Here is a 23,697-nt window from a genome sequence, read left to right as displayed (position 1 = left end):
GTCCCCGGGCCAGGCGCACGGTCGGGCGGTACGTCGGTGGGTGCGGGCGGGGCCGCGATCCGGCCGTGGCGCGTACGGGCCCGGCGCGCGGCGGGCCGGGCCGGGGCCCCGCTCGGCGGTCAGCTCGACGTGCCGGTGAACATGCCGGGCTCGTACGAGCCGCCCGGGTTGTGCACGATGACGTTCATCCGGGTGGCCGCGTTGATCAGGGCGACCAGGCAGACCAGCGCACCGACCTCGTCGTCGTCGTAGTGCTTGCGCACCGCGGCCCAGGTCTCGTCGGACACACCGTGGTCGCCGAGCCGGGTGCCCTCCTCGGCGAGCGCCAGCGCGGCCCGCTCCGCCTCGGTGAAGACGGTGCTGTGCCGCCAGGCGGCCACCAGGTTGAGCCGGAGCGCGGTCTCCCCGGCGGCCACGGCCTCCTTGGTGTGGACGTCCACGCAGAAACCGCAGCCGTTGATCTGGCCGACCCGCAGCTCCAGCAGTTCCCGCAGGGTCTTCGGCAGCGTGGACCCTTCCAGGGCCGACGCGGTGGTGTAGAACCGCTTGGCGACCTTCGCGGCGGTCGGGCTGTCGAACAGGTTGAACCGAGCTTCCATGACCTCGTCCTCACTCGTGGTGTTCCGTGCCTGCGCACCGGACGAACACGGGATGCCGACGCTCCGGCATCTGTGACGGCCCGGCGATGTGGCGTGCGTCACGGACTTCGGGTGTCACAGAACGGTGGTGGCCGGCGTCCGGTGTACGACACGGTCGAGAGCGCACGCGTACGGGAACGAACGGGGCAGGAGCCGACGATGGACGACGGAACCACGGGCGACGGGGCGAAGGACGCATCCGAGCCGGCAGCTCGGGGTGAGCGCGACGACAGCGCGACCCGGGCGTTCGTCGCCCACCGCAACCTCCTGTTCACCGTCGCCTACGAGATGCTCGGCTCGGCCGCCGACGCCGAGGACGTCCTTCAGGAGACCTGGTTGCGGTGGGTGGGCGTCGACCCCGGCACCGTACGGAATCAGCGCGCGTACCTGGTCCGGATCACCACCCGGCAGGCGCTGAGCCATCTGCGCACGCTCGGGCGGCGCAAGGAGACCTACGTCGGCCCCTGGCTGCCCGAACCGCTGCTGACCACGCCCGACGTGGCCGAGGACGTCGAGCTGGCCGACAGCGTCTCGATGGCGATGCTGCTGGTGCTGGAGACGCTCACCCCGACGGAGCGGGCGGTGTTCGTGCTGCGCGAGGTGTTCGGCCTCGGGTACGGCGAGATCGCCGGGGCCGTCGACAGGAGCCCGGCCGCGGTCCGCCAGATCGCCCACCGGGCACGGGCCCACGTCGCCGCGCGCCGGCCGCGCGGGGTCGCTTCCGCCGCCGAGACCCGCCGTACCGTCGAAGCGTTCCAGCGGGCGGTCGAGACGGGTGACCTGCGGCGCCTGCTCGACATCCTCGCGCCGGACGTCGTCCTGCTGACCGACGGCGGCGGGGTCGTCCCCGCCGCGCCGGCGCCCGTCGTCGGGGCGGCCCGGGTGGCCCGAGTGCTGGGCAGGATCGCCGCCGCGATGTCGCTGGAGCCGACACAGGTCAACGGTGACCCGGCGCTGCTCGTCCGGCTCGGCGGGCAGATCGACACCGTCCTGGCGGTGCGCGTCGACGACGGCCTCGTCACCGGTCTCTACGCCGTGCGCAACCCCGAGAAGCTGTCGCAGCTGGGGCGGGAGACCGCCTTGCGCCGCTGAGCACGAAGGGCGGGGAGGGGGCGGGTCAGTGGTCGCGCTCGTACGCGGCGATCAGCTCGCCGCACCGCTTCACGTCGGCGGCCATCGCCACCAGGAGGTCGTCGATCGTGTCGAACTTCAGCATCCCGCGTACGTAGGCGAGGAAGTCGACGGCCACGTGCAGCCCGTACAGGTCCAGGCCGACGCGGTCGATCGCGTACGCCTCCACCGTCCGCTCGGTGCCGTCGAACTGCGGGTTGGTGCCGACCGAGATCGCGGCGGGCATCGACTCGCCCGCCACCTCCAGCCAGCCCGCGTAGACGCCGTCGGCGGGGATCGCGGTGTGCGGGAGGGTCTCCACGTTGGCCGTGGGGAAACCCAGCTCGCGACCGCGCTGGGCGCCGCGCACCACGACGCCCTCCACCCGGTGCGGGCGGCCCAGGATCTCGGCGGCGCCCGCCACATCACCCTCCGAGACGAGCCGGCGGGTGAGGGTGGAGGAGAACGGCTGGCCGCCGCCCGCCGCGCCGGTCACGAACAGGTCGATGACCTCGACGGTGTAGTCGTAGGTGGCGCCCAGCTCGGTCAGCAGGGCCACGTTCCCCGCCGCCTTGTGGCCGAAGCGGAAGTTGGGGCCCTCGATGACGGCCTTCGCGTGCAGCTTGTCGACGAGGACCTTCACGATGAAGTCGGCGGGCGACAGCTTCGAGAACTCCGCGGTGAACGGCAGGATCAGCACCGCGTCCACGCCCAGCTCCGCCATGAGTTCGGCGCGGCGGTGGTGCGGGGCGAGCAGCGGCGGGTGGCTGCCGGGGCGGACGACCTCGCTGGGGTGCGGGTCGAAGGTGACGACGACGGACGGAACGCCCAGCTCACGGGCGCGCTCGACGGCGCGCCCGATGATCAGCTGGTGTCCGCGGTGCACGCCGTCGTAGGAGCCGATGGTGACGACGCTGCGTCCCCAGTCCTGGGGGATGTCCTCCAAGCCACGCCAGCGCTGCACTGTGACCGCTCCTCGCCCGAACCTGTGTACGTGTGTATGTCGATTACGCAGGTCTAAGACTGCCATGCTCACGCCCCGCCGCCTGCATCGGCATCGGCATCGCCTGACGTGATGTCTCCAACGCCTCCACCGTGCGCCGGGCGCTGGGGCCCACCACCGCGGCCCACTCCTGCGGGGCGTCGGCGAGCCAGCGGATGACGAGGGCGGCGAATCCGGGCACGTCCTGGGCCAGTTCGACCAGGCACCTATCGAAGCGGGCGGCGCCCTCCGGAGTGCGGACGAGGAGCATGCCGGTGCGGTGGACGAGCGCGCGCGTACGGATCTCCGGGCGGGCCCCCGCCCCGGCCGCCGCGGCCTGGAGCAGGGCGCACAGCACGTCCGGGTCGCGTCCGGTGGTCTGCTCGAACTCCAGCAGGACCTCCAGCAGCTCGGCCCGCAGCGGCCGGGAGGCGGCGGACCCGGCCCCGGCGAGCACCCGGGCCAGTGCGGCGCGGACCGCCGGCGGGGCGGGGCGGTCCCTCAGGAGCCCGGTGACCAGGGGGAGGAGCAGTGCGCGGGCGGCGGGGCCGTGTTCGAGGCGGAGGTCGACGTACTCCGCCGCGTGCGTGCCGTCCTCCGGGTGGGCGTCGATGTACTCGCGCACGAGCCCGGCGACGTGCAGCGCGAGCGCGGGCGTGTCGAGCCCGGCCAGGGCCCGCAGCACCGCACCGGCGCCGTCGCCGGGGCGGGCCAGACGGGCGCGGAGGGCGGCGAGCACCGGCTCCGGGTGGGCCGGGAAGACCTCGGCGAGCAGCTCCACGGGGAGCCGGGGGTCGCCGTGCGCGAAGAGCCTCAGGGCCTGCGGGAGGTGGCGGCCCCTGGTCTGCGGGTCCCGGACGAGGAGGGTGAGGGCGGCGGCGTGCAGGCCGGCGTCCTCGGGGCGCTCCAGCAGGGCCAGGGCGGCGGAGCGGAGCAGGGACCGGTCGCCCTCGGCGGTGACCCGCGGCTGGAGGAGCCCGCCGTACCGGGCGGCGGCGGAGCGGCGGGCCGGGCGGTCCTCGTCGCGGGCCCAGCGCTCCACGGCCCGGCAGAGCGCGGTGGGCTCGTCCTCGGCGAGCGCGGCGAGCAGCTCGCCGGCCCTGGGGTGCGGGGTGGACACCAGCGCGTCGGTGAGGTCGTCGACGGCCAGGTCCCGGCGGGCGTGGAGCAGGGCCTGCGCGGCGGCGGCGACGGTGGGGCGCAGGGGTACGTCCGGCGCGTGGGCTCCCACGAGCAGCGGGCGCTCGTCGGTGAACCAGCGGCAGAGCAGCGGCTGCACGGTGCGGGCATCGAGCGCCAGGCGGCGGGCCACCGCGTCCAGATACCGCTCGTCGCCGTCGGTGCGGGCCGCCCCGTCGGCCGGCAGGAGGCGGCGCAGCAGGTCGATGCGGTCCTCCTCGGGCAGCCGCAGCCGCCGCCAGAACCAGGGCCCGAACTCCCCGTACGCCTTGGGGCCCGCCGGTCCCCCGGCGGCGGCCGCTCGCCGGGTGATGCGCCCGGCGAGGACCCGCAGGACGCCGAGGTACGGGCGGGCGTCGGGCACCCGGAGCAGGCTCCCGCCCAGGAGGTGGGCGGCCCACCAGGCGGCGTCCGCGTCGCGGGGGCCCTCGTCGCTCCAGAGCCGGTCCAGCGCCTCGATCAGGTCGGCCATCCGGTGCGCGAGCGCGGCGGTGCCCTGGCGGCGGCCGAGGAGCACCATCGCCTGGATCACCGGCCCGATCCGGTGCCGGGGCACGGGCAGGGAACGGGGCCCGTCGGCGGCGCCGCCCTGCCCCACGGCACGGGGCTCCCCGACGGCCCGGGGGCGCGGCACCCGCTCCCGCCCGCCGCTCCCCCGGTGCCAGCGGTGCACCAGGGAGCGCAGCGCCGCGTCCAGGTCCAGATGCGCGCCCTGCACCCAGTCGCCCAGCTCCTCGTGGGCGAAGCGGTAACCGGCCCCGGCCGGGACCAGGAGCCCCTCGGTCAGCACGGCCGAGGCCCACCCGGTGCGCCAGGGGAAGACCTCCTCGAACGCCTCCCGGTCCAGCTCCCCCTGCCCCGGGCCCAGACAGCGCCGGGCCGCCTCGTGGACCTGGCCCGCCACCCGGGCGGCCAGCCGGCGTACGGCGGTGCCGCGGGGCTGCTCGTCGGCGGCGGCCGCGATCCGCACCGCGATGCGCACGCACATGAGGTCCAGGTGGGCGCCGAAGACGTCCTCGGTGTCGGGGCGGCCCGGGACGCCGGGCGGCAGGGCCTCGCGGACCTCGGCGAGCAGCCGCAGGGTGAGCGGGTGGCGGTCGTGGCCGGGGGCGAGGGCGTGCGGCGGGATGCCGAGGCGTTCCTTGGCCCGTTCGGCCTGGTCGGGGGTGAGGTCGGCCAGGCGCAGGGCCGGGGGCAGCCCGCGGGCGGGGCGGCCGGGGCGGTGCAGGGCGCCGGGCGGGTAGAGGGCCCCGGCCGTCCCCCAGTGCTCGGGGCGGCAGGCGACGACGAGCCGGACGCCGTGCTCGCGCAGCCAGGTGGCGGTGGACGCCGTCCACTCGGCGAGCCGGTGGGCCGGCAGCGGCGGCATCTCCTCGGGGCCGTCCAGGACCACGAGGAGGGGGCGGCCCGCCTCGGCGGCGAGAGCGGCGATCCGCTCCGCCGTCGCCGTCGCCATGTCGCCGAGGGCCCCGGCCGCGGCGACGATCCGGGCCGAGCGGGTGAGCGTACGGTCGGCCGCGTCCACGATCGAGGTGTCGTCGGCGAGCAGGTCGGCGCCGCGCAGCCAGAGGGTGGGGGCGGGCTCCTCGCCGTCGGCCCGGCGGGCGGCGAGGGCGGCCAGCTCGGTGGTGCGGCCGGTGCCGGGGGCGCCGACGAGGCCCAGGACCGGGCCCGTACCGGCTTCGAAGGCGGCGAACTCCGCGCTCACGTCGGTGCGCTCGACCGGTGCGGTGCGGGCCTTCGGTCCGTCCGCCGAGCCGACGGAGGTGGCGGTGAGCTGGAGGGCGCTGGCGAGGTTGAGGTCGGGGCCGTAGCCGGGGGCGGCGGTGGCGTTGCGCTCCAGGAGGGCGTCCAGGGTGGCGTCGGCGCCGCGCGGGAGGGGCAGGGCGAGCCCGGCGGCCTCGTACGGGGTGGTGAGGGCGGTGCACAGGAGGCCGAGGACCGCGCCGGTGGCCGGGTCGCCGACCGGTCCCCCGATCGCCGCGCCGCCGGAGCGCAGGGCGTCGCGCCCGTCGGTGCCGAGGGCGAGTTCCAGGGCGGCGGGGACGGGGTGGGGGCCGTCCGGGGCGGTGTAGGTGGCGGGGGTGGTGCCCAGGACCCGGGCCTCGCGGCGGCCGTGGGCGGCGATCCCGACGTAGCTGCCGGGCTCGATCCGGTCCCGTACGGCGATGGGCAGCGGCTCCACGCCGAGGGCCTCGGGGCCGCCCGTACGCAGGAGGGCGAGGCCGAGGGCGGGGAGCGCGGTGATGTCGTCGGGGCCGACGGAACAGGTGCGGCCGTCGGTGCCGTGGAGGAGGAACGGGCCCGGGGAGGTGACGGCCTGGTGGGCGGTGACGACCGTGCCGCGGTCGTCCGCGACGAATCCCGTCCCCCGCGGCCGGCCGGCCTGATCACAGATTCTCACCAGCGTCGACCGGTCCCCACTGCCCATGGTCCGACGTTAGGCCGTCGGTGATCTCCAGGAGTAGCGCGGACGGGGAACGCGCCCCCCACGCCCCCGCCATTCGCTCCGAGCGCCCGTCCGATGGGGTGAATAGGCGTGTCCCGTCGGGAGCAGAGATGGCCCCGGGGCGGGGAAGGTGGAGCGGGCGCCGGATGGGGGATGGGTGCCCGCTCCACACAGGAGGTGCGGGGAGCGGGCGCCCGGGAAAGACGGCTCGGGCCGGCGCCCGGGAATGACCGATCGGGCCGGCGCCCGGGAAAGACGGCTCGGGCTCGTCCGGGGAGCGGCTCAGGCGAAGACGGCGAGGCTCTTGGCCTTGCCCTTCTCCTCCTCCACGAGCACGAGGAACGCCCCGTCCGGCCCGAAGACCGCGACCGGCCCCGGCGGGTAGGCGGGCATGTCCAGCCGTACGCCGTTCAGGAGCAGCTTGGCGCGCTTCTCGTCCACGTCCCAGCGGGAGAAGGCGGAGGCGGCCGCCTCGGCGACGGGCATCACCGTCAGCTCCTCCTGGTGCGCCTCCAGCGTGCGGGCCGCGTCCAGTCCGTACGGGCCGACGCGGGTGCGGCGCAGGGCGGTCAGGTGGCCGCCGACACCGAGTCCGGCACCGAGGTCCCGGGCGAGGGCGCGGATGTACGTGCCCGAGGAGCAGACGACGGAGACGACCAGGTCCAGGACGGGGGTGCCGTCCTCGGCGACGGCCTCGCGGACGTCGTAGACGCGGAAGGAGGAGACGGTCACCGGGCGGGCCGGGATCTCGAACTCCTCGCCGCCGCGCACCCGCGCGTAGGACCGCTTGCCGTCGATCTTGATGGCGCTGACCTTGGACGGGACCTGCATGATCGCGCCGGTCAGGGCCGCCACCCCGGCGTCGATGCCTTCGCGGGTCACGCCGGACGCGTCGGTGGACGAGGTGATCTCGCCCTCGGCGTCGTCGGTGACGGTGTCCTGGCCGAGCCGGATCGTGCCCAGGTACTCCTTCTCGGTCAGCGCGAGGTGGCCCAGGAGCTTGGTGGCCCGCTGGACGCCGAGCACGAGCACCCCGGTCGCCATCGGGTCGAGCGTCCCGGCGTGGCCGACGCGGCGGGTGCGGGCGATGCCGCGCATCTTGGCCACGACGTCGTGCGAAGTGAAGCCGGACGGCTTGTCGACGATGACAAGGCCGTCCTCCCGTCGCCCGCCACCGCCCTTGTCCGAGGTCGCTTCGCTCCCTCTGTGATCATCTGGCGTGTTGGTCTGCTGCTCGGTCATGCGGAGGCCGGGCCCTCGTTCTTCTCGGAGGGGCCGTCGGCCGCGGCCTCGTCGTCCTCGTCCTCGGGCTTGCGGTACGGGTCGGCGTCGCCGGCGTACTTGGCGCCCGTGGACACCTCGCGCACCTCCGCGTCCTTGGCCCGCGCCTTGTCGAGGAGGTCCTCGATGGTGCGGGCGTTGTCCGGGAGGGCGTCCGGGACGAAGGCCAGGCTCGGCGTGAACCGGACCCCGGTCTGCCGGCCGACCTCGGAACGGAGGACGCCCTTGGCGCTCTCCAGCGCCGCGGCGGAGGCCGCGCGCTCCTCGTCGTCGCCGTAGACCGTGTAGAAGACCGTGGCCTCCCGCAGGTCGCCGGTGACCCGGGCGTCCGTGATCGTCACGAATCCCAGCCGCGGATCCTTGATTCGCCGGTCCAGGGTCTCCGCGACCACGACCTGGATGCGATCGGCCAGCTTGCGGGCCCGCGCGTTGTCGGTCACCGGTCCGTCACTCTTCCTTCTGGTTTCGCTTGACTGTCAGTCTTCGTCACTGTGCAGCCGCCGTCTCACCGACAGCAGCTCCACCTCGGGGCGGGCGGCGACCAGCCGCTCGCACCGGTCCAGTACGTCCGTCAGGTGTCCGGTGTCACCGGAGACCATGGCGAGGCCGATCTCGGCCCTGCGATGGAGATCCTGCCCGCCGGTCTCCGCCGCACTCACCGCGTACTTGCGCTGGAGTTCGGCGACGATCGGACGGACGACGGAGCGTTTCTCCTTCAACGACCGTACGTCGCCGAGGAGCAGATCGAAGGACAGGGTCCCCACATACATGTGTGTCCGGATGTCCCGCCGGTTCGGGTTCGTGCCCCGCCAGAGCTTGGCGGGGACACTCAGAACCGTACCGGAACGGCCGGGGCCGATCGACGGAAATACGACCCGTCGACCGGCCCCGACCGTGGTGGCCGGGTTCCGGAGGCGGACCTCCGGAACCCCGCCGAACCCCTGCGGATCAGCCTCGCGGCTTCTCGCGCATCTCGTACGTCGCGATGACGTCGTCGATCTTGATGTCGTTGAAGTTTCCGAGGTTGATACCGCCCTCGAAGCCTTCGCGGATCTCGGTGACGTCGTCCTTGAAGCGGCGCAGACCGGAGATGTTGAGGTTCTCCGCGATGACCTTGCCATCGCGCAGCAGGCGCGCCTTGGTGTTGCGCTTGACCTCGCCGGAGCGGACCAGCACACCGGCGATGTTGCCCAGCTTGGACGAGCGGAAGATCTCGCGGATCTCCGCCGTGCCGAGCTCGACCTCTTCGTACTCCGGCTTGAGCATGCCCTTGAGGGCCGCTTCGATCTCTTCGATCGCCTGGTAGATGACCGAGTAGTACCGGACGTCCACGCCTTCGCGCTCGGCCATCTGCTCGGCACGCCCCGCGGCGCGCACGTTGAAGCCGATCACGATGGCGTCGGAACCCGTCGCCAGGTTGATGTCCGACTCGGTGACCGCACCCACACCGCGGTGCAGGACCCGGATGTCGACCTCTTCACCGACGTCGAGCTGGAGCAGCGAGGACTCGAGAGCCTCCACCGAACCGGACGCGTCGCCCTTGATGATGAGGTTGAGCTCCTGGACCAGACCGGCCTTGAGCGCCTCGTCCAGGTTCTCCAGGGAGAACCGGACACCCTTGCGGGCGAAGTTGGCGTTGCGCTCACGGGCGGCACGCTTCTCGGCGATCTGACGGGCCGTACGGTCCTCGTCGACGACCAGGAAGTTGTCGCCGGCGCCCGGGACGTTGGTGAGACCGAGCACCAGGACGGGGGTCGAGGGACCCGCCTCCTGCACGTTCTGACCGTTGTCGTCGAGCATGGCGCGCACCCGGCCGTAGGCGTCGCCCACGACCATCGTGTCGCCGATGCGCAGCGTTCCGCGCTGGACCAGGACGGTCGAGACGGCACCGCGACCGCGGTCGAGGTGGGACTCGATCGCAATACCCTGCGCGTCCTGCTCCGGGTTGGCCCGCAGGTCCAGCGAGGCGTCGGCGGTGAGGACGACGGCCTCCAGGAGCGCCTCGATGTTGAGGCCCTGCTTGGCGGAGATGTCGACGAACATGGTGTCGCCGCCGTACTCCTCGGCCACCAGCCCGAACTCGGTGAGCTGACCGCGCACCTTGGTCGGGTCGGCACCCTCGACGTCGATCTTGTTGACCGCGACCACGATCGGCACCTCGGCCGCCTTGGCGTGGTTCAGCGCCTCGATCGTCTGGGGCATCACACCGTCGTTGGCCGCCACCACGAGGATCGCGATGTCGGTCGACTTCGCACCACGTGCACGCATGGCGGTGAACGCCTCGTGACCCGGGGTGTCGATGAAGGTGATCTTGCGGTCCTCGCCGTTGACCTCGGAGGAGACCTGGTAGGCACCGATGTGCTGGGTGATGCCGCCGGCCTCGCCCGCGATGACGTTGGTCTTGCGGATCGCGTCCAGAAGACGGGTCTTACCGTGGTCGACGTGACCCATGACGGTCACGACCGGCGGACGGGAGACCAGGGCCTCTTCGCCGCCCTCGTCCTCGCCGAACTCGATGTCGAAGGACTCGAGCAGCTCGCGGTCCTCCTCCTCGGGGCTGACGATCTCCAGGACGTAGTTCATCTCGTCCGCGAGGAGCCGCAGCGTCTCGTCGGAGACGGACTGCGTCGCCGTGACCATCTCGCCGAGGTTCATCATCACGGCGACGAGCGACGCCGGGTTGGCGTTGATCTTCTCCGCGAAGTCGGTGAGCGAGGCACCGCGCGACAGCCGGACGGCCTGTCCGTTGCCGCGAGGCAGCATGACGCCGCCGACGGACGGGGCCTGCATGGCCTCGTACTCCTGGCGCCTCTGCCGCTTCGACTTACGGCCACGACGCGCCGGACCGCCGGGACGGCCGAACGCACCCTGCGTGCCACCACGGCCACCGGGACCACCCGGACGACCGCCGAAGCCGGGACGGCCGCCGAAGCCGCCGCCGCCACCGGGACGACCGGCACCGCCGCCGCCACCGGGACCTGCCGGACGGCCTGCGAAGCCGCCGCCACCGCCACCGGGACGACCGGCGAACCCGCCGCCACCGCCGCCGGGACGACCCGCGCCGCCGCCGCCACCGGGGCGACCGCCGCCGCCGGGACCACGGCCACCGCCGGGGCCACCACCGGGACGCGGGCCGGCAGCGGGACGCTGCGGCATCATGCCCGGGTTGGGACGGTTACCGGCGGGACCGCCGCCGGGACGCGGAGCCTGCGGGCGGGGCATGCCGCCCGGAGTGGGACGGGCACCGCCCTGAGCCTGACCACCCTGGGGGCGCGGGGCGCCACCGGGGCCGCCCTGGGGACGCGGGGCGCCGGGGCGCTCCGAGCCGCCACCGGGGCGCGGGGCACCGCCGGGACGGGGCGCCGAGGGGCGCGCCATGCCGGTGGAACCGCCGGAGGTGAAGGGGTTGTTGCCCGGACGGGGACCGGCCGGACGGGCGCCGCCGGGGCGCGGTGCGCCCTGGCCCGCGGGGCGTGCGGGGCGGTCTCCGCCACGCTCGCCACCACGGCCGCCGTCACGCTGACCACCGTCACGGGAGCCACCGTCACGCTGACCGCCGGCCGGGGCCGGACGGGCAGGGCCACCGGCAGGACGCGGTCCCGGGGCGGCGGCCGCGGGACGCGGGGCCTGGGGCTGCTGGGGGGCGGCCGGCTGGGCCGGAGCCGGGGCCGAGAACTCGGCGGCCGGGACCGGGGTCACCGGGGCCGCCTTCGGCGCGGGCTTCGGGCCCGGACGGGGGCCCGCCGACGGCGCGGAGGGCGCCGCGGGGGTGCTGGTCTCCGGAGCCTGGGCAGCGGCCGGCTTGGGAGCCGGTGCGCCGGGCTTCGGGGCAGCGGGACGTGCCGCGGCGGCCGGGGAGGGCGCCGCGGGCTTCGCGGGCGTCGCCTTGCGGGGCGCGCCAGGCTTCGCAGCGGACTTGCCGGCGTTGCCGCCGGGCCCCTGCAGTGCGTCGGTCAACTTACGTACAACCGGCGCCTCGATCGTCGAGGACGCCGAACGGACGAACTCACCGAGTTCTTGGAGCTTGGCCATGACGACCTTGCTCTCCACTCCGAACTCCTTGGCGAGTTCGTATACCCGGACCTTAGCCACTTCGCTCCTTTTAGGTCCGGGTTACCGCCGGACCGTCGCTACTTCATGGGCGTACTCATCGCGTACTCATCGAGTGCTCATCGCAATCTCGACCTACTTCCAACTCGCGAGGTACCTGACCGCACGGGGTCCCGTGCCGTTCACTTTCTTACGGTGTCACCCGCTCGACGAACCGCGTGAGTTCCGCGGTGTCGAACGGCCCCTCGGCCTTGAGGGCCCGGGGGAATGCCCGGCGGCGAACCGCCAGGTCGAGACAGACAGAGGTGGGGTGCACGTAAGCACCCCGGCCGGGCAGCGTACCGCGTGGATCAGGGGCGCAGGCGCCCTCGTCCACCACGATGCGCAGCAGCTCGCTCTTGGCCGCTCGCTCCCGGCATCCCACACAGGTTCGCTCGGGGCAAGCGCGGGCTTGCGTCCGGCCAGACACGTTTAAGTCTACCTCCCCGTACCGACCTCACCCCTTTGGGGCAAGAATCGAACGGACGTTGTCGTGATCTCAGCGTCGTACGGCCCAGATCTATTCCCTGGAACCGCTCCGGGTCAACGCCTTTCCGAACGCTCCCGGGCCCGCTCGGCCCGCTCACGGTCGGCGTTCTCGCGCTCCTCGTCCGTCTCGGTGTCCGGCCGGATGTCGATGCGCCAGCCGGTGAGGCGGGCGGCCAGGCGGGCGTTCTGGCCCTCCTTGCCGATCGCCAGCGACAGCTGGTAGTCCGGCACGGTGACCCGGGCGGAGCGGGCGCCGAGGTCGACGACCTCGACCTTGCTCACCCGGGCCGGCGAGAGCGCGTTGGCGACCATCTCGGCCGGGTCGTCCGACCAGTCCACGATGTCGATCTTCTCGCCGTGCAGCTCGGCCATGACATTACGCACACGGCCGCCCATCGGGCCGATGCAGGCGCCCTTGGCGTTGAGGCCCGAACGGGTGGAGCGGACCGCGATCTTGGTGCGGTGGCCGGCCTCCCGGGCGATGGCGGAGATCTCGACGGAACCGTCGGCGATCTCCGGGACCTCCAGCGCGAAGAGCTTCTTCACCAGGTTGGGGTGGGTGCGCGAGAGCGTCACGGAGGGTCCGCGCACGCCCTTGGCGACCCGTACGACATACGTACGAAGACGCAGGCCGTGGGTGTACTCCTCGCCCGGCACCTGCTCCTGCACCGGCAGCATGGCCTCCATCTTGCCGATGTCGACCAGGACGTTCTTGGGGTCCTTGCCCTGCTGGACGACGCCGGTGACGACATCGCCCTCGTGGCCCGCGTACTCCCCGAAGGTCCGGTCGTCCTCGGCGTCGCGCAGCCGCTGCAGGATGACCTGCTTGGCGGTGGTCGCGGCGATCCGGCCGAAACCGGAGGGGGTGTCGTCGAACTCCTTGGGCTCCTGGCCCTCTTCGAGGTCGGCCGGGTCCTCCTTGGCCCACACGGTGACGTGGCCGTTCTCGTCGAGCTTCACGCGCGCCCGGCGGTAGCTGCCGTCGGTGCGGTGGTACGCGATGAGGAGGGCCGACTCGATCGCCCCGACGAGCACGTCGAACGGGATCTCCTTGTCCTGCGCCAAGCCCTTCAGAAGCTTCACATCGATGTCCACGGCTACGCCTCCTCTTCCTTCTTGTCCTTGCGGTTGAATTCGATCTCCACACGCGCCTTGGCGATCTCGTCGAAGGCGAGGCGGCGGGAGGTGGGCTTGCGGCCCTTGACGCCGGGCACCTCGAGGTCGAGCCCGTCCTCGTCCACCGCGAGGATGCGGGCGACCAGCTCACCGGAGCCGTCGGCGGCGAGGTGGAACCTGGCCAGCCGTCCGGTGGCGCGTACGTAGTGGCGGTGCTCGGTCAGCGGGCGGTCCGCGCCGGGGGAGCTGACTTCGAGGACGTACTCGCCCTCGCCCATCACGTCGCTCTCGTCCAGCTTCTGGGAGATCGCGCGGCTCAGCTCCGCGCAGGTGTCCAGCTCCACGCCCTCGTCGGAGTCCACGATGACCCGCAGCACTCCACGTCGGCCGGCCCGGGACACCTCGATCTCCTCGAGGTCCAGCTGCTGCGCGCTGACGAGCGGTTCCAGCAACCCGCGCAGCCTCTCGCTCTGGGTGGTGCTCATCCGGGTGACTCCTCGGCCGCGTGTGCTGTTGTGGGGATCGTCGTGTGTCAGGTCAAAGGGTATCCGGTCGCCAGGGGTGTTGCCGTCCGCCTGCCCTGTCACCGCGGGTACGCTCGCCTGCGGTGATCACTTCAGGACAGATCCTGTCAGGATCGGTCCCGGCCCGAAGGAGAAACGTGCGGCGCACGGGGACGACCCGCAGGGGCGCGCTCACCGCGACGGGGGCTCTCGCACTGGGTGCGGTGCTGACCGGCTGCGGGGGCGACGAGGAGACCGAGGGCCGCCGCGGGCCCGTACGGACCGAGGCCGAGGCGGTCAGGGTTGAGCGGAAGCTGCGGACGGCGGCGGCGCGCACCGGCGCGTCGACGCTCGCCCACTACGACCTGGTCGCCGAGGTCCACCCGGGGCTCGCCCAGGGCCTGGCGCCCCTGCGGGCGGCCGTACGGGAGCACACCAGGGTCCTGTCGGCGGGCGGCGGGAAGGCGGCCGTCCCGCCCGCGCCCGGTCCGGTCCCCGCCGACGCCGAGGCCGCCGTGAAGGAACTGGCCGCCGCCGAGCGCCGCCGGGCCGACGCGCACGCCGAGGCCCTGCTCACCGCCGAGCCGGAGCTGGCGCGGCTGCTGGCCTCGGTGGCCGCGGCCGCGGCGGCGCACGCGTATCTGCTGACCGAGCTGGCCAAGGAGACCTCCCCATGACCGTCCGGACCGCCCCCGCCGAGGACGGGGCACCCTCCCCCGCCCTCACCGCCACGCAGGCCGCGCTGGCCGCCGAGCACGCCGCGGTCTACGGGTACGGGGTGCTCGGCGGCCGGGTCCCCGGCAAGCGGCGCACCGAGGCGAACGCGGCGTACGACGGGCACCGCGCACGCCGGGACACCCTCATGCGCACCGTGCGTGACCTGGGCGGTGCGCCGGTCGCCGCCGACGCCGCGTACGCTCTGCCCTTCGCGGTCGCCGACAGCGCGTCGGCCGTCCGCCTCGCCGCCGTCCTGGAGGACCGGGTGGCGGGTGTCTACTCCGATCTCGTACGGGCCACCGAAGGGCCCGCGCGCGCCGAAGCGGCGGGCGCGCTGCGGGAGGCCGCCGTGCGGGCGGCCCGCTGGAGAGGCGGCAACGTAGCCTTTCCGGGGCTCGCCGAGCGGGCCCCGGGCACCGATCCGGCCGCCACGGGCCCGGTGGAGGCCGCGGGCCAGGACACTCCCCAGGACTGATCGAGGGACCGGAAAGGGAACAACGGACGTATGGGTTTCGAACCGCCGCAGCGCCTGGTGCGCGCGCTCGGCGAGATGTACGGGGACGGCGAGGCGGCCGACTGGCTGGACCGGCTCCCCACGCTCACCGAACGGGCCGTCGGCGCCGCCGGGCCGGACCTCGCCGTGGAGCGGGTGGCCGCCCCCGGCGGGCGCAGCGCCCTGGTGCTCCTGGTGCGGCGGGCCGACGGAACCCCGGCCGTGCTGAAGATCGCCCCGCCGCGCGCCGAACCGGAGCAGGAGCGGGCGGCGCTTGCGCACTGGAACGGCTGGGGCGCGGTGAAGCTGCTGGACCCCCCGGAACTCGACGCGGCCGGACTCGACGCCTGCGGTGCGGTGCTGCTGGAGCGGCTGCACCACGAGGTGTCGCTGCGTTCGCTGCCGGAGGCCAAGGCCCTGCTGGAGGCGGCGGGCACGGTCCGGCGGCTGTGGGTGGAGCCGCCGGCCGGGCACCCCTTCGAGACCGTGGCCGAGCGGACCGGGCGGCAGACGGCGGGGATGCAGTCGGCCGCCGAGGCCGATCCGGAGCTGGCGCCACTGGTGGACGCGGCCCTCGCGGCACGGACGGAACTGGTGGAGGGCTCCCCCGAACTCCTGCTGCTGCACGGCAACTTCCGCCAGAGCAAGGTGCTCTCCGGCGAGCGTGCCCCGTGGCTGACGGTGGGTCCGGAGCCGCTGGTGGGTGAGCGCGCCTACGACCTGGCGCGGCTGGTGCGGGACCGGGTGGAGGACCTGATCGCCTCCCCGGGCGGCCCGGTGACGGCCCGGCGGCGGGTCAAGAAGCTCGCGGAGTCGCTGGAGGTGGAACAGGCGCGGCTGCACGGCTGGACGCTGTTCCGGGCGGTGGAGTCGGGCACCCGCGCGCTGGCCGAGGGGCGGCGGCAGGTGGGCGAGGTCAACCTGGAGTTCGCGGGCTGGCTGTAGGAGCGCGTACGTACGCGGTACGAGGAGGGCCCCCGCGCTCGGTGCGCGGGGGCCCTCCTTCTACGTGATCAGGGCTGACCGGTCTCGTACGGAATGAGGCCGGACCGGTCTCGTACGTGATCAGGGCTGACCGGCCTTGTACGGGACCAGACCGGGCCGGTCCCGTACGGGAGCAGACGGCCGGTCCCGTACAGGACAAGACCGGACCTGCCTCGTACGGGACCGGACCGACCGACCTTCGTACAGGATCAGGCCAGGTCGGCCGTGAGGCGGGCGATGGCCTCGTCCACCGTGAGCTCCTCGCGCTCGCCGGTGCGGCGGTCCTTCAGCTCCAGGACGCCGTCGGCCGAGCGGCGCCCCGCGACCAGGATCTTCGGCACGCCGATCAGCTCGGAGTCGGTGAACTTCACGCCGGGCGAGACGCCGGGGCGGTCGTCGACCAGGACCCGCAGGCCCGCCGCGTTGAGCTTCTCCGAGACGTCCAGGGCCAGCTCCGTCTGGAGGGCCTTGCCCGCGGCGACGACGTGGACGTCGGCCGGGGCGATCTCGCGGGGCCAGCACAGGCCCTTGTCGTCGGCGGTCTGCTCGGTGAGGGCGGCCACCGCGCGGGAGACGCCGATGCCGTACGAGCCCATCGTGACGCGGACGGGCTTGCCCTGCTGGCCCAGCACGTCGAGCTGGAAGGTGTCGGCGTACTTGCGGCCGAGCTGGAAGATGTGGCCGATCTCGATGGCGCGGTCCAGGGTGAGGCCCGTGCCGCACGTGGGGCAGGGGTCGCCCTCCTCGACCACGACGACGTCGAGGTACTGGTCGACCTCGAAGTCGCGGCCCGCGACGACGTTCTTCGCGTGCTTGCCCTCCTGGTTGGCGCCGGTGACCCAGGCGGTGCCGGGGGCGACGCGGGGGTCGGCGAGGTAGCGGACCTTCTCCAGGCCCTGGGGGCCGACGTAACCGCGTACGAGGTCGTCGCGGCCGACGAAGTCCTCGGCGGTGACCAGCTCGACGACGGCGGGCGCCAGGTGCTCGCCGAGCTTGCCGAGGTCGACCTCGCGGTGGCCCGGGACGCCGACGGCCACGATCTCGCCGTCCACCTTGACCAGGAGGTTCTTCAGGGTGGCCGAGGCGGGGACGCCCAGGTGCGCGGCGAGGGTCTCGATGGTCGGGGTGTCGGGGGTGTCCAGCTCCTCGATCGCGCCGTGCGCCGAGCCGTCGACCGGGGCGAGCGCGAAGGTCACGGCCTCGGTGTTGGCCGCGTAGTCGCAGTTGGGGCAGTCGGCGAAGGTGTCCTCACCGGCGGCGGCGGGCGCCAGGAACTCCTCGGAGGCGGAGCCGCCCATCGCGCCGGAGACGGCGGAGACGATGCGGTGGTCCAGGCCCAGGCGCTCGAAGATCTTGATGTACGCGGCCCGGTGCAGGGCGTAGGAGTGCGCGAGGCCCTCGTCGGTGGTGTCGAAGCTGTACGAGTCCTTCATCTGGAACTCGCGGCCGCGGAGCACGCCGGAGCGGGGGCGGGCCTCGTCGCGGTACTTCGTCTGGATCTGGTAGAGCATCACCGGCAGGTCCTTGTAGGACGTGCACTGGTCCTTGACGGTCTGGGTGAAGATCTCCTCGTGGGTGGGGCCCAGGAGGTAGTCGCCGCCCTTGCGGTCCTTGAGGCGGAAGAGCAGGTCGCCGTACTCCTCCCAGCGGCCGGACGCCTCGTAGGGCTCCTTGGGCAGCAGGGCGGGCAGCAGGACCTCCTGGGCGCCGATGGCGTCCATCTCCTCGCGGACCACGTTGGAGATGTTGTCCAGGACCTTCTTGCCGAGCGGCAGCCACGACCAGATGCCGGCCGCGTTGCGGCGCACGTACCCGGCGCGGACCAGCAGCTTGTGGCTGAGCGTCTCGGCGTCCGCCGGGTCGTCGCGCAGTGTCTTGATCATCAATCGGGACATGCGCTGGACCTGGGCCATGATGAACTCCTGCTCGCAAGGGTGGTGAGCCCGAGGTTAGCCGGGCGGTGCGGGCAGGCGGAAATCCATTCAGTCCCCGGGCCTCAGCAGCGGCAGGGGCGCGCCCATCACCGCGTACGGCAGCGGGGCGCTGGGGAAGACCACCTGGCGGGCCAGGTCGCGGTAGCCGAGGGCGTGGTAGAGGGCGCGGGCCGGGGAGTCCCGGTCGATCGCGGAGAGGATCGAGCGGGGGTGCGGGACGGCGTCGGTGATGGTGGTGATGAGGGTGCGGCCGAGGCCGTGCTGCTGGTGGTCGGGGTGGACGTGCAGCTCGGTGATGACGAAGGAGTCGTCGAGCCAGCCGTCGGAGCCGGTGGCCCGCAGGTAGGGCTCGACGACGGTGGACCACCAGTGGGCGCGGTCGTTGGGCAGGCCGTAGACGAAGCCGACGAGCCGCCCGTCGGGGGTGAGGGCGCCGAGGGCGCGGGCCTGGGGGTGGTCCAGGTGTCTGAGGACGATGTGGCGGCGTACGTCGATCTCGTCCTGGCTGAGCCCGAAGGCGGCCGCCTGGACGTGGAGGGCTTCATCGACGCGTGCGGCCAGGTCGATGGGGCCGACCTCGATGCCGGGGTCCGCGGGGCCGTTCCCGGTGACTGCTGGTGCCATGCGCGAACCCTACTGGCCGGGGCGGGCGGACCGGGACGCGCGGCGGCCGCGACAGTCCGCCCGCGGGCGGCCCGGTTCGGTCAGAACAGCACGCTCATGAAGGTGCCGGTCTCGCGGAAGCCGACGCGGTGGTAGGCCTTGCGGGCGGGGGTGTTGTAGTCGTTCACGTACAGGCTGACGACGGGGGCGACGTCGGCCAGGGCGTAGCGCAGGACGGCGGCCATGCCGGTCTCGGAGAGGCCCTTGCCGCGGTGTTCGGGAGCGACCCAGACGCCCTGGATCTGGCAGGCCTGCGGGGTGGCGGCGCCGATCTCGGCCTTGAAGACGACCTTGCCGTCGTCGATCCGGGCGAAGGAGCGGCCGGAGCCGATGAGTTCGGCGACCCGGGCCTGGTAGAGGAGGCCGCCGTCCCCGGCGAGCGGGGAGATGCCGACCTCCTCGGTGAACATCGCCACGCAGGCCGGCATCAGGACCTCGGTCTCGTCCTTGCGGATGCGGCGGACGAGCGGGTCGGGGGTCACGTCGGCGGAGGGGCTCTCGGTGACCATGAGGGGCTGGTTGGCGCGGACCTCGCGGGCGGGGCCCCAGCCCGGCTCCAGCAGTCGCCAGAGCAGGGCCGTGGGCTCGGCGGGGCCGACGATCGAGGAGCAGCGGCGGCCGGCCCGGCGGGCCCGGTCGGCGAAGGCGCGTACGGCTTCGGGGCCGGCGCAGATGGGGACCAGGTTGGCACCGGCGTAGCACAGCGAGCGGAGCCGGCCGTCCGCGTACCAGCCCCACATCTCGCCGCCGAGGCGCCAGGGGTCGAGCCCCGCGACCTGCACGCGGGACGTGACGAAGGCGTTGGCCACGGGCTCGCTCTCCAGGATGGCGAGCGCTGCGCCGAGGTCGCTGGGTTCGAGGACCCGGGTGGTGGTCTGCGTCAACACGAGGGGGCCTCACCATGCGGTCTGCTGATTTCCGCACTGTACCCAAGAAGGCCCTTGAACGCTGCCCGGGTCCGGGAGCGGGCTGCCCACAACGCCGCCGCCTCGCCGGGCCCGGGGCCCGACGAGGCGGTGATGACAGGGAAAGTCGCAGGTCAGCTGATGGAGACCTGGGGCTCGCCGGAGGCGATGCCGTCCTTCTCCATCTGCTCGGCGATCTTCAGGGCTTCCTCGATGAGGGTCTCGACGATCTTCGACTCGGGCACGGTCTTGATGACCTCGCCCTTGACGAAGATCTGGCCCTTGCCGTTGCCGGAGGCGACGCCGAGGTCGGCCTCGCGGGCCTCGCCGGGTCCGTTGACGACGCAGCCCATGACCGCGACGCGCAGCGGGACCTCCATGCCGTCCAGGCCGGCGCTGACCTGGTCGGCGAGCTTGTAGACGTCGACCTGGGCGCGGCCGCAGGAGGGGCAGGAGACGATCTCCAGGCGGCGCTGCTTCAGGTTGAGGGCCTCCAGGATCTGGAGCCCGACCTTGACCTCCTCGGCCGGCGGGGCCGAGAGGGAGACGCGGATGGTGTCGCCGATGCCCTCGGAGAGCAGGGCGCCGAACGCGACGGCCGACTTGATCGTGCCCTGGAACGCCGGTCCGGCCTCGGTGACGCCGAGGTGGAGCGGGTAGTCGCTCTGGGCGGCGAGCTGGCGGTAGGCGTTGACCATCACGACCGGGTCGTTGTGCTTGACCGAGATCTTGATGTCGCCGAAGCCGTGCTCCTCGAAGAGGGACGCCTCCCACAGGGCCGACTCGACGAGGGCCTCGGGGGTGGCCTTGCCGTACTTCTTCAGGAGCCGCGCGTCCAGGGAGCCGGCGTTGACGCCGATCCGGATCGGGGTGCGGGTCTCGGAGGCCGCCTTCGCGATCTCCTTGACCTTGTCGTCGAACTGCTTGATGTTGCCGGGGTTCACACGGACCGCCGCGCAGCCCGCGTCGATCGCGGCGAAGACGTACTTCGGCTGGAAGTGGATATCGGCGATCACCGGGATCTGCGACTTCCTCGCGATCGTGGCGAGCGCGTCGGCGTCGTCCTGGGTCGGGCAGGCCACCCGGACGATCTGGCAGCCGGAGGCCGTCAGTTCGGCGATCTGCTGGAGGGTGGCACCGATGTCCGACGTGCGTGTCGTCGTCATCGACTGCACGGAAACGGGCGCGTCGCCGCCGACCGCGACCGTGCCGACCTGGATCTGTCGGCTGACCCTTCGGTCGGCGAGCTTGGTCGGAACGGCCGGCATTCCGAGAGAAATCGCAGTCATGCGCTGTGCATCCCCAAGGTGTGGATCAAGGTCCCGATATCGGCGGGCTCCGGGCTTCGAGGTTACGGCACCGGAGCCGGGACATACGCACCGTACGGACAAGTCCATCACAAAGTGACCGACCGGACACGAGGCGTGTGCCCGGTGGTCACCTGTGGGACGGAAGGGGCGGCCGGACCGTGCGGGCGTCAGGTGATCTTGACCGGGTTCACGATGTCGGCCACCAGGACCAGCAGCGTGAAGCAGATGAAGAGTCCTGCGACCACGTAGGCGACCGGCATCAGTTTCGCCACGTCGAACGGGCCCGGGTCGGGGCGCCGGAAGACCTTGGCCAGATTGCGCCGCAGCGACTCCCAGAGCGCCCCGGCGATGTGCCCGCCGTCCAGGGGCAGCAACGGCAGCATGTTGAACAGGAACAGCGACAGGTTGAACCCCGCCAGCAGGAACAGCATCATCGCGACCTGGTTCTGGGCCGGGATGTCGAGGTTCATCACCTCGCCGCCGATCCGGGCCGCGCCCACCACGCCGACCGGCGAGTCGTCCGCGCGCAGGCCGTCGCTGAAGGCCGCGTTCCACAGGTCCGGGATCTTGGACGGCAGCGCGATGATCGCGTCGACGCCGTTCTCGATCATGTCGCCCATGCGCACGACGGAGTCGCCGAAGGAGAGCGGCACGATCTCGGTCTGGGCGGCGAAGCCGAGGTAGCCGGCCTTGATGTACTGGTCGGCGATGACCTCGCCCTTGGCGTCCTTCTTCGCGACGGCGTTCTCCCGCAGGACCGCGTCGAGGGTCATCTCCTGGCCGCCGCGCTCGACGGTGATGGTGGCCGGTCCGATGGTCTGGCGGATGCGTTCGGAGAGCGTGGCCCAGTCATCGACCTTCTCGCCGTCGAAGGCGACGATCCGGTCGCCCTCCTTCAGGCCGGCGGCCTTGGCCGGGGAGACCGGGTCGGTGTCCTTGCAGGTGTCGCGCTTCTCGCTCTGGGAGATCACGCACTGCTGTACGCCGGCGACCTCGGTGGTCTGCGTCTGGAAGCCGAAGGTCATCGCGACGCCCATGAAGATCGCGATGGCGAGGATGAGGTTCATGAACGGGCCGGCGAACATCACGATGACGCGCTTCCACGGCTTGCGCGTGTAGAAGAGCCGCTTCTCGTCGCCGGGTTCGAGCTCCTCGTACGCGGCGGAGCGGGCGTCCTCGATCATGCCGCGCCACGGTGAGGTGGAGCGGGCCTCCAGGCGGCCGTCGGCGCCGGGCGGGAACATCCCGATCATGCGGATGTAGCCGCCGGCCGGGATGGCCTTGATGCCGTACTCGGTGTCGCCCTTCTGCTTCGACCAGAGCGTGGGGCCGAATCCGACCATGTACTGCGGGACCCGGATGCCGAACATCTTGGCCGTGGAGAGGTGGCCCAGCTCGTGCCAGGCGATGGAGAACAGCAGGCCCACGACGAAGACGGCGATCCCCAGAACCGTCAGCAGGATCGAGGTCAGACTCATGCGCGCGCCTCCGCTGTCGCTTTCGCCGAGAGTTCCCGGGCCCGTGCGCGGGCCCAGGTTTCCGCTTCGAGGACGTCCGCGACGCTGAGCGGGGTTCCCGGGGCGGGGGTGCCGTGTTCGGACACCACAGCGGTGACCGTATCCATGATTCCGTTGAAGGGCAGCTGTCCGGCGAGGAAGGCGTCGACGCACTCCTCGTTCGCCGCGTTGAAGACGGCGGGGGCCGTCGAGCCGAGCGTACCGACGTGGCGGGCGAGCCCGACCGACGGGAAGGCCTCGGTGTCCAGCGGGAAGAACTCCCACGTGGAGGCCTTCGACCAGTCGAAGGCGGGGGCCGCGTCCGGGACCCGCTCGGGCCAGCCGAGGCCGATGGCGATGGGGCCGCCCATGTCCGGCGGGGTGGCCTGGGCGAGGGTGGAGCCGTCGGTGAACTCGACCATGGAGTGCACGTAGGACTGCGGGTGGACGACGACCTCGATGCGGTCGAAGGGGATGTCGTAGAGGAGGTGCGCCTCGATGACCTCGAGGCCCTTGTTGACCAGTGTCGCGGAGTTGATCGTGATCACCGGGCCCATCGCCCAGGTGGGGTGGGTGAGCGCCTGTTCCCGGGTGACGTCGGCCAGCTCCTCGCGCGTACGGCCCCGGAAGGGACCGCCGGAGGCGGTGACGACGAGCTTGCGGACATCGGCGCGGGTGCCGGCGGCCAGGGCCTGGAAGAGCGCGGCGTGCTCGGAGTCGACCGGGATGATCTGGCCGGGGGCGGCCAGCGCCTTCACCAGCGGGCCGCCGACGATCAGCGACTCCTTGTTGGCCAGGGCGAGCGTGCGGCCCGCCTTCAGCGCGGCCAGTGTCGGGGCGAGCCCGATGGAGCCGGTGATCCCGTTGAGCACGGTGTGGCAGTCGCTCGCGGCGAGCGTGGCCGCCGCGTCGGGTCCGGCGAGGATCTCGGGGAACGGCTCCCCGGCCCCGTACCGCTCGCGCAGCGCCTCGCGCAGGGCGGGGACCGCGTCCTGGTCGGCGACGGCGACCGTGCCGGCGCGCAGCCGGTGCGCCTGCTCGGCGAGGAGGGCGGTCCGGCCGCCGGCGGCCGAGAGCGCGGTGACCCGGAAGCGGTCGGGGTTGCGCAGGACCAGGTCGATGGCCTGGGTGCCGATGGACCCGGTGGAGCCGAGGATCACCAGATCCCGGCGGCCGTCCGCGGTGTCGAAGAGGAGATGCGGATCGGCGAGGGGGGCGGGGCTGTCGCTCATGCCCCCCATTGTTGCCGCTCCGGCTGTGGGTGTGGCTCAATGCGGGCAGGAAGGTCGCCGTGCTGGTCGGTGCGGGCGCGCTGAACGCCACCGACGAGGTCATCGCCGTGGCCGAAAAACTCGGCGC

At 73.0% G+C, this 23,697-nt stretch carries 20 protein-coding genes; 4 read left to right on the top strand and 16 right to left on the bottom strand.

Annotation, left to right across the window (positions count from 1 at the left end):
* Positions 1-119 precede the first annotated feature (119 nt).
* Positions 120-599, bottom strand: a complete 480-nt coding sequence (locus AB0917_RS09740) for a carboxymuconolactone decarboxylase family protein (protein ID WP_366818969.1) — start codon at positions 597-599, stop codon at positions 120-122.
* Between the two features lie 198 nt (positions 600-797).
* Here AB0917_RS09740 and AB0917_RS09735 point away from each other — a divergent pair, with 198 nt between their 5' ends.
* Positions 798-1,730 carry an RNA polymerase sigma-70 factor gene (locus AB0917_RS09735; RefSeq protein WP_366818968.1) on the top strand — a complete coding sequence of 311 codons (933 nt, stop codon included), beginning with the start codon at positions 798-800 and terminating at the stop codon, positions 1,728-1,730.
* A 25-nt stretch (positions 1,731-1,755) separates the two neighbouring features.
* Here AB0917_RS09735 and AB0917_RS09730 read toward each other — a convergent pair whose 3' ends face one another.
* The 9 genes from AB0917_RS09730 to rimP form a co-directional block, all read right to left on the bottom strand.
* Positions 1,756-2,712, bottom strand: coding sequence for a bifunctional riboflavin kinase/FAD synthetase (locus AB0917_RS09730; RefSeq protein ID WP_366818967.1), 957 nt, complete (start codon positions 2,710-2,712; stop codon positions 1,756-1,758).
* Between the two features lie 43 nt (positions 2,713-2,755).
* A complete protein-coding gene (locus AB0917_RS09725) occupies positions 2,756-6,340 on the bottom strand; it encodes a trypsin-like peptidase domain-containing protein (RefSeq protein ID WP_366818966.1) in 3,585 nt (1,194 codons plus the stop codon).
* 300 nt (positions 6,341-6,640) lie between these two features.
* The gene (truB, locus tag AB0917_RS09720; protein ID WP_366818965.1) at positions 6,641-7,600 is read right to left on the bottom strand and encodes a tRNA pseudouridine(55) synthase TruB; all 960 of its coding nucleotides are present in this window, start codon (positions 7,598-7,600) and stop codon (positions 6,641-6,643) included.
* The gene (rbfA, locus tag AB0917_RS09715) at positions 7,597-8,079 is read right to left on the bottom strand and encodes a 30S ribosome-binding factor RbfA (protein WP_366818964.1); all 483 of its coding nucleotides are present in this window, start codon (positions 8,077-8,079) and stop codon (positions 7,597-7,599) included. Before rbfA ends, truB begins: the two co-directional genes overlap by 4 nt.
* Before the next feature lie 36 nt (positions 8,080-8,115).
* Complete coding sequence (locus AB0917_RS09710) at positions 8,116-8,409, bottom strand: DUF503 domain-containing protein (RefSeq protein WP_358261703.1); 294 nt, start codon at positions 8,407-8,409, stop codon at positions 8,116-8,118.
* Between the two features lie 178 nt (positions 8,410-8,587).
* Entirely contained in the window at positions 8,588-11,731 is a 3,144-nt protein-coding gene (gene infB, locus AB0917_RS09705) for a translation initiation factor IF-2 (protein WP_366818963.1), read from the bottom strand.
* A 148-nt stretch (positions 11,732-11,879) separates the two neighbouring features.
* Positions 11,880-12,158, bottom strand: a complete 279-nt coding sequence (locus AB0917_RS09700; RefSeq protein ID WP_366818962.1) for a YlxR family protein — start codon at positions 12,156-12,158, stop codon at positions 11,880-11,882.
* Positions 12,159-12,271: 113 nt separating this feature from the next.
* Positions 12,272-13,312: a transcription termination factor NusA gene (nusA, locus tag AB0917_RS09695; RefSeq protein WP_366818961.1), complete on the bottom strand. Its 1,041-nt coding sequence runs from the start codon at positions 13,310-13,312 to the stop codon at positions 12,272-12,274.
* A gap of 2 nt (positions 13,313-13,314) precedes the next feature.
* Positions 13,315-13,818 (bottom strand): ribosome maturation factor RimP, encoded by a 504-nt coding sequence (gene rimP, locus AB0917_RS09690; RefSeq protein WP_366818960.1) that lies wholly within the window; start codon positions 13,816-13,818, stop codon positions 13,315-13,317.
* A gap of 176 nt (positions 13,819-13,994) precedes the next feature.
* On the opposite strand from rimP, the gene AB0917_RS09685 reads away from it, so the two are divergent.
* The 3 genes from AB0917_RS09685 to AB0917_RS09675 are packed head-to-tail and all read left to right on the top strand — an operon-like array spanning position 13,995 to position 15,991.
* Positions 13,995-14,513: a fimbrillin family protein gene (locus tag AB0917_RS09685; RefSeq protein WP_366818959.1), complete on the top strand. Its 519-nt coding sequence runs from the start codon at positions 13,995-13,997 to the stop codon at positions 14,511-14,513.
* Positions 14,510-15,028, top strand: coding sequence for a ferritin-like domain-containing protein (locus AB0917_RS09680; protein ID WP_366818958.1), 519 nt, complete (start codon positions 14,510-14,512; stop codon positions 15,026-15,028). The genes AB0917_RS09685 and AB0917_RS09680 overlap by 4 nt, the downstream gene beginning before the upstream one ends.
* Positions 15,029-15,058: 30 nt before the next feature.
* Positions 15,059-15,991 (top strand): aminoglycoside phosphotransferase family protein, encoded by a 933-nt coding sequence (locus AB0917_RS09675; protein ID WP_366818957.1) that lies wholly within the window; start codon positions 15,059-15,061, stop codon positions 15,989-15,991.
* A 248-nt stretch (positions 15,992-16,239) separates the two neighbouring features.
* Here AB0917_RS09675 and AB0917_RS09670 read toward each other — a convergent pair whose 3' ends face one another.
* From AB0917_RS09670 to dxr, 6 genes are all read right to left on the bottom strand, one after another.
* The gene (locus AB0917_RS09670; protein ID WP_366818956.1) at positions 16,240-17,943 is read right to left on the bottom strand and encodes a proline--tRNA ligase; all 1,704 of its coding nucleotides are present in this window, start codon (positions 17,941-17,943) and stop codon (positions 16,240-16,242) included.
* Between the two features lie 69 nt (positions 17,944-18,012).
* Positions 18,013-18,588, bottom strand: coding sequence for a GNAT family N-acetyltransferase (locus tag AB0917_RS09665; RefSeq protein ID WP_366818955.1), 576 nt, complete (start codon positions 18,586-18,588; stop codon positions 18,013-18,015).
* Between the two features lie 80 nt (positions 18,589-18,668).
* A complete protein-coding gene (locus AB0917_RS09660; RefSeq protein ID WP_366818996.1) occupies positions 18,669-19,511 on the bottom strand; it encodes a GNAT family N-acetyltransferase in 843 nt (280 codons plus the stop codon).
* A gap of 155 nt (positions 19,512-19,666) precedes the next feature.
* Positions 19,667-20,821, bottom strand: a complete 1,155-nt coding sequence (gene ispG, locus AB0917_RS09655; RefSeq protein WP_366818954.1) for a flavodoxin-dependent (E)-4-hydroxy-3-methylbut-2-enyl-diphosphate synthase — start codon at positions 20,819-20,821, stop codon at positions 19,667-19,669.
* A gap of 188 nt (positions 20,822-21,009) precedes the next feature.
* On the bottom strand, positions 21,010-22,320 hold the full coding sequence (locus AB0917_RS09650) for a site-2 protease family protein (protein WP_366818953.1): 1,311 nt from the start codon (positions 22,318-22,320) through the stop codon (positions 21,010-21,012).
* A complete protein-coding gene (gene dxr, locus AB0917_RS09645; RefSeq protein WP_366818952.1) occupies positions 22,317-23,570 on the bottom strand; it encodes a 1-deoxy-D-xylulose-5-phosphate reductoisomerase in 1,254 nt (417 codons plus the stop codon). The genes AB0917_RS09650 and dxr overlap by 4 nt, the downstream gene beginning before the upstream one ends.
* Between the last annotated feature and the right edge of the window lie 127 nt (positions 23,571-23,697).

This window comes from Streptomyces sp. NPDC007346 (genome assembly GCF_040703535.1).
In the GTDB taxonomy this organism is placed as follows: Bacteria; Actinomycetota; Actinomycetes; order Streptomycetales; family Streptomycetaceae; genus Streptomyces.
Note: the sequence above shows the minus strand (reverse complement) of the source record. Positions and strands in the feature narration are given on the sequence as shown.